Genomic DNA, 11291 nt, shown 5'->3' with positions numbered 1-11291 from the left:
CTCACCTTAATCACCGCACAATCGGATGATCGATTCTGAATCACATTCGTTCCTCGCTGTTCAGAATGACGGTGACTTAGACAACACCCAAATCAAGGATCTCGTCATTCTAAGAGCTCAAGCGAGACTAAGAATCTGCTAACAGCAGACGCCTATTCTTTCCAACTCACCTTAACCACGGCACTATTGGGACGATAGATTCTGAATCACCTCGTTCCTCGCTGTTCAGAATGACGGTGACTTAGACAACATCTAAATCAAAAGAGCTCGTCATTCTAGCGAGCTTAAGCGAGACTAAGAATCTGCTAACAGCAAACGCCTTTCTTTCCCCACTCGCCTTCACCACCGCACAATCGGATGATAGATTCTGAATCACCTCGTTCCTCGTTGCTCAGAATGACGGTGACTTTGACAACATCTAAATCAAAAGACCTGGTCATTCTAGCGAGCTCAAGCGAGACTAAGAATCTGGTAACAGCAGACGCCTATTCTTTCCCACTCCCCTTCACCACCGCACAATCGGATGATCGATTCTGAATCACACTCGTTGTTCAGAATGGCGGTGACTTTGACAACACCTAAATCAAAAAGATCTCGTCATTCTAGCGAGCTCAAGCGAGACTAAGAATCTGCTAACAGCAAACGCCTTTCTTTCCTCACTCGCCTTCACCACCGCACAACCGGACGATAGATTCTGAATCGCCCTTTGACTTCTAGTTGAGTTGTTTTAGGTCAATAGCGTATCTGCCTCTTTGTGCTTATACTGGGCACATTGGTTACTAGCACGAAATTTCCATGAAACAATCTTTACAGATCTGGCTTGAAGCCGCTCGCCCAAAAACACTACCTCTGGCATTAGTCTCTATCTTAACGGGTAGTGTACTCGCCTACTCGGCGGGTCATTTTTCACCGACAATTGCCATCATGGCTTTCGTAACCGCGACGTTGCTGCAAATTCTATCCAATCTTGCGAACGACTACGGCGATGCCGTTCAAGGTACAGATAACGACAAACGCCTTGGCCCATTACGAGCGATGCAGTCTGGCGCGGTAAGTGCTAAACAGATGAAACAAGCGATTATCTTTAACATCGTTCTGACCGCAATCTCAGGCTTGGTGTTAGTTTTCTATTCACTAAGTTCACTGGAAAGCATTGTTACTTTTATCGGGCTGGGAATTTTGGCCATTCTCGCAGCCATTGCTTATACCATGGGTAGCAAACCATACGGTTACGTGGGGCTTGGCGATATATCAGTGTTCTTGTTTTTTGGTTTACTCGGCGTATCCGGTACCTACTTCTTGCATACCGGTCACGTAGACACCACGCTATTCTTACCTGCTTTAGGCTGCGGTTTACTCGCCGTTGCAGTACTCAACATCAACAATATGCGTGATATAGAGAACGACCGAGAGTGTGGTAAACGTACGGTGGCGGTACGCTTAGGTCAACGTAAAGCCAAACAGTACCACTTTATTTTACTTGGCGGAGCTATCCTTGCCTTTGCGGCTTACTTGTTAATTCAAGACAAACCCGTTTGGATTAGCTTGCCATTTTTACTTAGTATTTATTTCGTGGCCGATCATGGTAAAGCAGTTTGGCATACACAAAAGCCCGCTCAGATAGCACCAATGATGCCAGTCATCGTGAAATGCTCTCTAGTCACCAACGTTTTGTTTGCAACAATTGTGGTAGCTCAAACTCTAGTAAGTTAAAAAAGGATTGTCATTGCATTGACTTAATGCCTAGATATACTCAAAGACAACCAATTTCTGTTTAGAAAGGTACGCTATGGAATACAATACCTCAGCACTCTGTGATATCTACCTCGACCAGGTAGATGTGGTTGAACCAATGTTCAGTAACTTTGGCGGTCGCGCTTCATTTGCCGGGCAAATCACCACCATCAAGTGTTTTGAAGATAATTCGTTGATCCGCGAGACATTAGAGCAAGATGGACTTGGTCGCGTTTTGTTAATTGACGGTGGCGGTTCCCTACGTAAAGCCCTTATCGATGCAGAAATCGCAACCATTGCGGAAGAAAACGAGTGGGAAGGCATTGTCGTTTACGGCTGTGTTCGTGAAGTAGATGAACTTGAAGATATGAACTTAGGCATTCAAGCCCTCGCCTCTATTCCTGTTGGAGCGACCAGCCAGGGTATTGGCGAATTGGATGTACCAGTCAACTTTGGCGGCGTCAGCTTCTTACCTGAAGATTATATTTATGCCGATAGCACCGGAATTATCCTGTCGCCTGAACCATTGAATATTGATTTAGAGTTGGATGAAGAAGCATAGCGAGTCTTAGGTGTCTAAGTTATAGGGTCTTCTCTTAGCTATCAGCGCCTAGCCTTGTCTTAACATTTTCTACTTCCCTAAAACACAAACACCCGCTTAACGCGGGTGTTTTTAATTTGGAATGAAGAAGCCGAATTATTCCACTTCGTCCATTTTGCCAAGTAGTGCACGAATGCGCTCTTGCCATTGTGCGTGCTCTTGCTGTGCCTGTTGTGCTTTTTGCTCTAGCTCTTCACGTTGAGAGCGAAGCTCGTTCGCTTCTTCCGCAAGTTTAGCTTTATCTTCTTTCAGCTCTTCGACTTCCATCTGAAGAAGAGTGATTGTGTCAACTGCAGTTTGAATTTTAGATTCTAGTTGTTCTAGTACTTCAAAAGACATCTTGGCCTACCTATGTTATTCCGTTGGGACGATGTGCGAGATTGATGCACACCTAACCTATATAAGGTTCATTCTACTCAGCGTCGCGACGAGAAACACTCACTATATTCGATATTTTGCATCATTCGGTCAAAAAATCAGCGCAATCTCACTAAACGCTGACTTTTCTTGTCGCCGAAGCATTTTTGAGCAAGGATTTTGCGTCTCGCTACGCTGAAAATCGCCCTAAGTATTGATCAAATTCAAGTTAGATAAAGTAAAAGCCTCGCAAAAAGGCAAACGTTTACTCGACCTTGTGATAGAATCGCCGCGCAAATTCTTCTTCCCTCTTGCTTACTTGGAGACATCATGAAACGCGATTTAGCAATGGCATTTTCCCGTGTGACTGAAGGTGCAGCTCTGGCTGGTTACAAATGGCTTGGCCGTGGCGATAAAAACGCAGCCGATGGCGCAGCTGTTGAAGTTATGCGCACGCTACTGAACAAAACAGATATCAGTGGTGAAATTGTCATTGGTGAAGGTGAAATCGATGATGCGCCAATGCTGTACATTGGTGAGCAAGTGGGTATTGGTGGTGATGAAGTAGATATTGCAGTCGACCCGATTGAAGGAACGCGTATGACGGCAATGGGACAATCGAACGCACTAGCCGTACTTGCCGCAGGTGAGAAAGGCAGCTTTCTTAAAGCGCCAGATATGTACATGGAAAAACTGGTTGTTGGCCCTGGTGCAAAAGGCGTAATTGACTTAGAAAAGCCGTTAAAAGAAAACCTAGAGAACGTAGCAAAAGCCCTGAACAAGCCACTTGATACCCTAGTCGTTATTACCCTTGCGAAACCTCGCCACGATAATGTTATTGCAGAAATGCAAGCAATGGGCGTACGTGTCTTTGCGGTGCCTGATGGTGACGTCGCTGCCTCTATTCTAACTTGTATGCCAGACAGTGAAGTGGACATGATGTACTGTATTGGCGGTGCGCCAGAAGGGGTTGTATCAGCAGCGGTAATTCGAGCGCTAGATGGTGACATGCACGGTCGCCTGCTTCCTCGTCATGAGGTAAAAGGCGATACTGAAGAAAACCGCATTTACGGCGCAGATGAACTAAAACGCTGCGATGAAATGGGCGTAAAAGCGAATGTTGTCCTCAAAATGGAAGACATGGCTCGTAGCGACAATGTGGTATTTTCAGCAACAGGCATTACTAAAGGTGACTTGCTAGAAGGCATCTCTCGCCAAGGCAATATCGCAACCACAGAAACGCTGCTCGTGCGTGGTCGATGCCGTACTATTCGTCGCATTAAGTCGACTCACTACCTAGATCGTAAAGATCCAGAAGTGCGTGATATTATTCTTTAAGCATTTCTCGAGGCTCTCGCTCAGTCTGAGCTTGAGCCTTTCTTTCCGCACAGCCGGACAGTAGATTCTGAATCACTCTCGTTCCTCGTTGTTCAGAATGACGGTGGTTTTAATTAGCCCTAAATCAAAAGAATTCGTCATTCTAGCGAGCCCCAGCGAGACTAAGAATCTAGTAGTAACAAGCTCCTATTCTTTCCTGAACACCTCAACCACTACTCAACCGGACGATAGATTCTGAATCACCTCGTTCCTCGCTGTTCAGAATGACGACATATATTGACTCATATGAACATAGCGCCTACAAATCCACACTCAAATTAAGTCAACACTTTTCTTTACTAACCCTATCGCGCATAATATGTACTGACGTATAAATGGTGGGTATATGAAGACCGTAGATAGGATATTGCAAATCGTTAAGCGTGATGGCTCCGTCACTGCAAAACAACTCTCTTCTGAGCTAGGGATGACAACCATGGGGGCTCGTCAGCACCTGCAAAGTTTAGAAGATGATGGCATTCTTTCTATCCATGACGTAAAAGTAAAAGTCGGTCGCCCTGCTCGTCATTGGTCTCTCACTCAAAAAGGTCATGAGCAATTTGCTGACCGTCACGGTGAGTTGACTATTCAGTTTATAGAAGCTGTCGAACATATCTTTGGCAAAGATGGACTGGAAAAAGTCACATCAGAAAGGGAAAAACTCACGTTACAAAGTTATCGTCAGCATCTTGAGCAATGCGACTCTCTGCAAAGCAAACTAGAAACACTCGTCACATTAAGAGAGCAAGAAGGCTATATGGCAGAGCTCGAGAAAGATGAGAACGGATTCATCTTGATCGAAAATCACTGTCCGATTTGTAAAGCCGCAACTCGCTGCCCAAGCTTGTGCCAATCAGAATTAAGTGTCTTTCAGTCTTTACTTGGACGTGACACCAAAGTAGAGCGTACCGAACACATCATTAGTGGCCAAAGACGCTGCGTTTACCGCATCCAACAACTGCAGTAACCACCACAACCAAGCATCGACATGCCGCACTTATTCAATCTCAAGCTTGAAAGCTTCTCTTATAAGTGAGACGGCTGAAGAATTCATCCTCTCTCCTCTTTCTAGTGGTATAGGCTTTTAGTAACTAAAGGCAATTTCCATAAGGATTTGGAGAGCATCGATGTCTACTCTACGTCATATCCCATCCCAAACGCTTCCTCCATTCGATGAAATGGTTCAAATGGCAGAGCGAGACCCAGAAGCTTTTGAGCAATTTCGTCATGAGATGGCGAAAGAGATGATCGAAAGCGCATCAGAAGATATGAAAGAAAGATTGTGGGCTCAACAAAGCCACATTGATAGAGTCATCAGCACGTGTAAAAACCCTCATCACACCAATGTGGTATTGATGAACGAGTTGCAAAAACAGGTCGTAAAGTTCAAAGCAGCGCTAGAAGGGGAAGCGACACCGACACAAAAAGCGGATGTGGTTAGCTTAAATGCGTTTAAAGATAGGGATGATTTTTACTGATACTCAGTAGATAGATCGAGAAAGTTAGGGTTCGTTTCTCTTACCAAGGCTAACTTCCACTCACGCTTCCACTGCTTGAGCTGCTTTTCTCGGTTTATAGCCGTAGCCATATCGTCGAATAGCTCAAAGCAAACGAGCTTATGAACGTTGTATTTCTTAGTAAATCCTTCCACTACTCCATTTTTATGTTGCCATATTCTTTGGGGCAGCTGACTGGTAACACCTATGTAGAGAACGGCGTTGTTATTTGACGTTAGGATATAAACGCAAGGTGTCTTATCGATGATTCATTCTCCTTCATTATTCGCTGTTACTTTTCCGTTGTAATTCGCAAGCTCAGGCAGTTTATTTCAATCTCAGAGCACTCTGCGCCTAGATTCTGAATCACACTCGTCCCTCGCTGTTCAGAATGATGATGACTTTAACAGCCTCCAAACCAAAAAGGATCGTCATTCTAGCGAGCCTTAGCGAGACTAAAAATCTCGTAACAGCAAGCTCCTATTCTTTCCCGCTCAGCTTAACCACTGCTCAACCGGACGATAGATTCTGGACCACGCTCATTCCTCGCAGTTCAGAATGACGGTGAGTTTAACAGCCTCTAAATCAAAAGAGTCCGTCATTCTAGCGAGCCGCAGCGAGACTAAGAATCTGGTAACAGCAAGCTCCTATTCTCTCCCGCTCACCTAAACCACCGCACAATCGGATAATAGATTCTGAACCACCTCGTTCCTCGTTGTTCAGAATGACGATGACTTTAAGAGCCTCTAAATAAAAAGAGCTCGTCATTCTAGCGAGCCTTAGCGAGACTAAAAATCTCGTAACAGCAAGCTCCTATTCTTTCCCGTTCACCTAAACCACCGTACAATCGGATGATAGATTCTGAACCACACTCGCACCTCTCTGTTCAGAATAACGATGACTTTAACAGCCTCCAAACCAAAAAGGATCGTCATTCTAGCGAACCTTAGCAAGGCTAAGAATCTGGTAACAACAAGCACCTATTCTTTCGCACTCACCTTAGCCACTGCTCAACCGGACGATAGATTCTGGTTCACACTCGTTCCTCGTTGTTCAGAATGACGATGACTTTAACAACCTCTAAACCAAAGGGGAGCGTCATTCTAGCGAGCCTTGGCGAGACTAAGAATCTCATAACAGCAAGCTCCTATTCTTTCGCACTCACCTTGGCCACTGCGCAATCGGACGATAGATTCTGAACAACACTCGTTCCTCGTTGTTCAGAATGACGATGACTTTAAGAGCCTCTAAATCAAAAGAGTCCGTCATTCTAGCGAGCCGCAGCGAAACTAAGAATCTGGTATCAGCAAGCTCCTATTCTTTCCCGCTCAGCTAACCACTGCTCAGCCGGATGATAGATTCTGAGTCACCTCGTTCCTCGCTGTTTAGAGTGACGGTGAGTTTAAGAGCCTCTAAATAAAAAGAGCTCGTCATTCTAGCGAGCCTTAGCGAGACTAAGAATCTACTTTCAGCACGCACGATACTTGAAGCAATTACTCCGGCTCAGGGCCATATTGATTTGGTCCTGATGTTCCCTTTAAGAAACCACATTCAATTAGAATCCATAAACCACAAATCAGAGAAATGGAAGCGACGAACATCTGTGGGGTCAACGGCTCTTGCGCGGCAGGGCTGGTCATTGGCGTGGCAATTCGTCCGATAATCAGCGGAATATTCAGTGCTAGCCAATAGATCGATTTGTTGCGGTCGTGCCAACGCTTGGTGGTGATCGCCAAATCAGGGATCAACAGAACCACCAAGAAAATAGGAAGAAGCACATAGGAGAGAGTAGGAAGCAGTTGGCTGATACCGGCACCAAAGCCTAGAATGGACACATAGTAAATGACGTTCCAAATCCAGTAGGTTTTACGGTTTATACGTCCTTGAAAAGAAAACAGTAACTCTTTAGTCGACATCAAATTTTACCCCAAAGTAGAAAGGTTATAGATTAGCCGAGTCGATATAGTTTGGAAAGGACACCGATAGCTTGGGTGCCCACAACGACCTTACAATAAGCAGAGCCAGGCTGAGAATTCGTAGCAATAACCCCTCGCTATTCTCGGGCAATTCAGCGCAACCTAGTTCACGACCTTTTGGAAGCTATCTATATCTATGTCTCGGATATTGACTGTTAAACTGTGCACGTGACTGGCTTGCTCTTGAAGTGTCGCCATCAAGGCTCGTGACAGTTCTCGCTTTTGTTCTTGGGAGCGACCAGATAACAAATCAAAGTTGATATGGATAAAGTCGAGGCTATCACCCTCCTCTCCTATTAACCAATTGTGGCACCGGAGCGTTCTAGATTTCACTGACGCGAGTTCAAAGAGGCCACTTTCTAACGCCGTTTTATGTAAATCCTCCAGCAACCCCTGAACATTGACGCGTTCTTCCACCGAGTTTGAATACTCTAAAACGAGATTTGGCATTTTGATTCCTTTCTACAACAATTAATTCCAGCGCGTAGTAATACCAATCTCAGCAGCAATTTCCGAGGAATGAACTATCATTCTGTCTACGCGATCACCAATCGGTTGCTTTTGACAAAAATAACAGGATCGATGCTTGGTCGAATCAGTAAAGAAAGCCGGACAAGACATGACGCCAATCATGATCTGTTCACATTATTCTGTTATATTCCTACGTAGATTTTTTACATTAATTGACTATTTACATTAAAGATAAGGGAGATATTCCTATGCGTCGTCCTGTAGTGATGGGTAACTGGAAACTAAACGGCAGCAAAGCAATGGTAACTGAGCTGCTAACTGGTCTTAACGCTGAACTTGAAGGCGTTGAAGGTGTTGACGTAGCAGTCGCTCCACCAGCACTTTACATCGACCTAGCAGAGCGCGTAATCGCTGAAGGCGGTAACAAGATCATCCTAGGTGCTCAAAACACTGACCTAAACAACAGCGGTGCGTTCACTGGCGATATGTCTCCAGAAATGCTGAAAGATTTCGGTGCTACTCACATCATCATCGGTCACTCAGAGCGTCGTGAATACCACAACGAATCTGACGAGTTCATCGCTAAGAAATTCAACTTCCTAAAAGAAAACGGTCTAACACCTGTTTTCTGTATCGGTGAATCTGAAGCGCAAAACGAAGCTGGCGAAACTGAAGCAGTATGTGCACGTCAAATCAACGCAGTTATCGACACTTACGGTGTTGAAGCTCTAAACGGCGCAATCATCGCTTACGAACCAATCTGGGCTATCGGTACTGGTAAAGCAGCAACAGCTGAAGATGCACAACGCATCCACGCTTCTATCCGCGCACTAATCGCAGCGAAAGACGAAGCAGTTGCAGCACAAGTAATCATCCAATACGGCGGTTCTGTTAAGCCAGAAAACGCTGAAGCTTACTTCTCACAACCAGACATCGACGGCGCTCTCGTTGGCGGTGCTTCTCTAGACGCGAAAAGCTTCGCAGCAATCGCTAAAGCAGCGGCTAAAGCAAAAGCTTAATCTCGTTTTTACTGAGAGTAAAAATAACAAAGGGATGCATCATGCATCCCTTTTTGTTTGTGTTGTACCGTCGGAGTACCTAATAGGAAGTTCCGACTTACGCTGGCTCGGCAATTTTCACGGTTGGCTTTTTCGCTAGCTCCGCACTGGAATCTTTCTTATAAAGGTTCTCGTAGCAGTAATTTGTAGCTTCAATGTAGCCTTCTACACTACCGCAATCAAAGCGTTGACCTTTAAATTTGTATGCCAAAACACAACCAGATTGAGCTTGTTGCATCAGCGCATCGGTGATTTGAATCTCACCACCTTTACCTGGCTCTGTATTTTCAATCAGTTCAAAGATATCAGGTGTCAGAATATAGCGACCAATAATCGCTAGATTGCTAGGTGCAGTACCTGGCTCTGGCTTTTCAACCATGTTATCAATGCGGAAGATATCATCTTTGATCATCTCGCCAGCAATCACACCGTATTTATGCGTTTCTGATTCCGGCACTTCTTGTACCGCAACGATTGAACAGCGGAACTGTTTGTACAGCTCAACCATTTGCGCTAGAACGCCTTTGTCCTCATTCACACATAGGTCATCCGCGAGCACAACAGCAAACGGTTCATCACCGACCAGTTCACGTCCCGTAAGAATAGCGTGACCTAAGCCTTTCATTTCACGCTGACGAATGTAAGTGTAACTCGCAGAATCAATCAAAGAACGAATATCATCAAGCAGCGCTTCTTTACTTGTACCGCTAATTTGATGCTCTAACTCATAGTTTTTATCAAAGTGATCCATTAACGAGTGCTTACCACGACCGGTGACGATGCACATACCGTCCATACCGGCTTCAATGGCTTCTTCAACACCGTATTCAATTAATGGCTTGTTCACCACTGGCATCATTTCTTTCGGCATCGACTTAGTTGCAGGAAGGAAACGTGTACCGTAACCTGCTGCTGGGAATAAACATTTTTTAATCATAACCATTACCAACTAAAAAAAGACTCCTCTAAGGGAGCCTATTACATTATTTTGAATATAAAGACTAATTAATCGCTACCAAATAGGTCGCGGGTGTAAACTTTATCAGCCACATCAGCAAGTTCCTCAACCATGCGGTTAGAAACAATAACATCAGACATTTGTTTGAACTCTTCAATATCGCGGATAACAGCAGAGTGGAAGAACTCATCTTCCTTAAGTACTGGCTCATACACCACGACTTCGATGCCTTTTGCCTTAATGCGCTTCATAATGCCTTGAATAGACGAAGCGCGGAAGTTATCTGAACCAGCTTTCATAATTAAGCGGTAAATACCCACGACTTTTGGTTCTCGCTTGAGAATAGATTCTGCGACAAAATCTTTACGAGTGCGGTTTGCATCAACAATCGCTCCGATAATGTTATTTGGAATATCCTGGTAGTTTGCTAACAGCTGCTTTGTATCTTTCGGCAAGCAGTACCCGCCGTAACCGAATGAAGGGTTGTTGTAATGGTTACCAATACGAGGGTCTAGGCCTACACCTTCAATAATTTGGCGCGCATCAAGGTTATGTGCTTCAGCATAAGAATCCAGCTCATTAAAGTAAGCCACGCGCATTGCAAGGTACGTGTTTGAAAACAACTTAACCGCTTCTGCTTCTGTAGAGTCAGTAAACAGAACCGCGATGTCTTCTTTTACCGCACCTTCAACTAAAAGGTTAGCGAACTTCTCTGCACGTTCGCTACGCTCACCAACGATGATGCGAGACGGGTGGAGGTTATCGTAAAGTGCTTTACCTTCACGAAGAAACTCTGGAGAGAACATAACATTCTGACAACCGAGCTCCTCTTTAATACGCGCAGTATAACCCACAGGTACAGTCGACTTAATCACCATAACTGCATCTGGATTAATTGCCATCACATCTTTAATCACTGCTTCAACTGAAGAAGTATTAAAGTAGTTCGTTTGAGGGTCATAATCCGTTGGTGTGGCAATAACAACAAACTCTGCGCCTTTGTAAGCCAGCTCTTTATCTAGCGTCGCGACAAAGTTGAGCTCTTTGTTTGCAAGAAAATGTTCGATTTCCGCATCAACAATTGGAGATTTCTTGTCATTCAACAAGTCCACTTTTTCTTGGATAATATCAACCGCCACAACCTCATGGTTTTGTGACAATAACATGGCATTGGACAAACCGACGTAGCCCGTGCCTGCTACAGCAATTTTCATTTTTATTTCCTATTATTTAACTGACGCTAGCATATCAAAACACCTGCAC

At 44.6% G+C, this 11291-nt stretch carries 12 protein-coding genes; 6 read left to right on the top strand and 6 right to left on the bottom strand.

Going from position 1 to position 11291, the window contains the following annotated elements:
- Positions 1 to 795 precede the first annotated feature (795 nt).
- Positions 796 to 1713, top strand: a complete 918-nt coding sequence (locus R7E51_RS14130) for a 1,4-dihydroxy-2-naphthoate polyprenyltransferase (protein WP_104969015.1) — start codon at positions 796 to 798, stop codon at positions 1711 to 1713.
- Positions 1714 to 1789: 76 nt separating this feature from the next.
- The gene (gene rraA / locus R7E51_RS14125) at positions 1790 to 2296 is read left to right on the top strand and encodes a ribonuclease E activity regulator RraA (protein WP_005379537.1); all 507 of its coding nucleotides are present in this window, start codon (positions 1790 to 1792) and stop codon (positions 2294 to 2296) included.
- Between the two features lie 135 nt (positions 2297 to 2431).
- Here the strand turns inward: rraA and zapB are convergent, their stop codons facing one another.
- Entirely contained in the window at positions 2432 to 2674 is a 243-nt protein-coding gene (gene zapB / locus R7E51_RS14120) for a cell division protein ZapB (RefSeq protein WP_005379536.1), read from the bottom strand.
- 348 nt (positions 2675 to 3022) lie between these two features.
- On the opposite strand from zapB, the gene glpX reads away from it, so the two are divergent.
- The 3 genes from glpX (at position 3023) to R7E51_RS14105 (ending at position 5547) form a co-directional block, all read left to right on the top strand.
- Entirely contained in the window at positions 3023 to 4030 is a 1008-nt protein-coding gene (gene glpX, locus R7E51_RS14115) for a class II fructose-bisphosphatase (protein WP_047101877.1), read from the top strand.
- A 385-nt stretch (positions 4031 to 4415) separates the two neighbouring features.
- Positions 4416 to 5036, top strand: a complete 621-nt coding sequence (locus R7E51_RS14110; protein WP_005379532.1) for a helix-turn-helix transcriptional regulator — start codon at positions 4416 to 4418, stop codon at positions 5034 to 5036.
- 160 nt (positions 5037 to 5196) lie between these two features.
- Positions 5197 to 5547 (top strand): DUF3135 domain-containing protein, encoded by a 351-nt coding sequence (locus R7E51_RS14105; protein ID WP_005379531.1) that lies wholly within the window; start codon positions 5197 to 5199, stop codon positions 5545 to 5547.
- Here R7E51_RS14105 and R7E51_RS14100 read toward each other — a convergent pair.
- From R7E51_RS14100 to R7E51_RS14090, 3 genes are all read right to left on the bottom strand, one after another.
- Positions 5541 to 5807 (bottom strand): GIY-YIG nuclease family protein, encoded by a 267-nt coding sequence (locus R7E51_RS14100; RefSeq protein WP_374041264.1) that lies wholly within the window; start codon positions 5805 to 5807, stop codon positions 5541 to 5543. The two genes, R7E51_RS14105 and R7E51_RS14100, sit on opposite strands and share 7 nt — an antisense overlap.
- A 1251-nt stretch (positions 5808 to 7058) precedes the next feature.
- Entirely contained in the window at positions 7059 to 7481 is a 423-nt protein-coding gene (locus R7E51_RS14095) for a DUF805 domain-containing protein (RefSeq protein WP_206957936.1), read from the bottom strand.
- Positions 7482 to 7643: 162 nt separating this feature from the next.
- Entirely contained in the window at positions 7644 to 7991 is a 348-nt protein-coding gene (locus R7E51_RS14090) for a 5-carboxymethyl-2-hydroxymuconate Delta-isomerase (protein ID WP_005379524.1), read from the bottom strand.
- A gap of 269 nt (positions 7992 to 8260) precedes the next feature.
- Here R7E51_RS14090 and tpiA point away from each other — a divergent pair, with 269 nt between their 5' ends.
- A complete protein-coding gene (gene tpiA, locus R7E51_RS14085; protein WP_005384863.1) occupies positions 8261 to 9031 on the top strand; it encodes a triose-phosphate isomerase in 771 nt (256 codons plus the stop codon).
- 97 nt (positions 9032 to 9128) lie between these two features.
- Here the strand turns inward: tpiA and galU are convergent, their stop codons facing one another.
- Positions 9129 to 10007: a UTP--glucose-1-phosphate uridylyltransferase GalU gene (gene galU, locus R7E51_RS14080; RefSeq protein WP_005397961.1), complete on the bottom strand. Its 879-nt coding sequence runs from the start codon at positions 10005 to 10007 to the stop codon at positions 9129 to 9131.
- A gap of 68 nt (positions 10008 to 10075) precedes the next feature.
- Positions 10076 to 11242, bottom strand: coding sequence for a nucleotide sugar dehydrogenase (locus R7E51_RS14075; RefSeq protein ID WP_206957938.1), 1167 nt, complete (start codon positions 11240 to 11242; stop codon positions 10076 to 10078).
- Positions 11243 to 11291 lie beyond the last annotated feature (49 nt).

Origin of the sequence: Vibrio sp. Vb1166 (genome assembly GCF_033338695.1) — a bacterium.
Taxonomy (GTDB): Bacteria; Pseudomonadota; Gammaproteobacteria; order Enterobacterales; family Vibrionaceae; genus Vibrio; species Vibrio alginolyticus.
The sequence above is the reverse complement of the archived record's forward strand: the minus strand, read 5'-3'. Positions and strand labels throughout refer to the sequence as shown.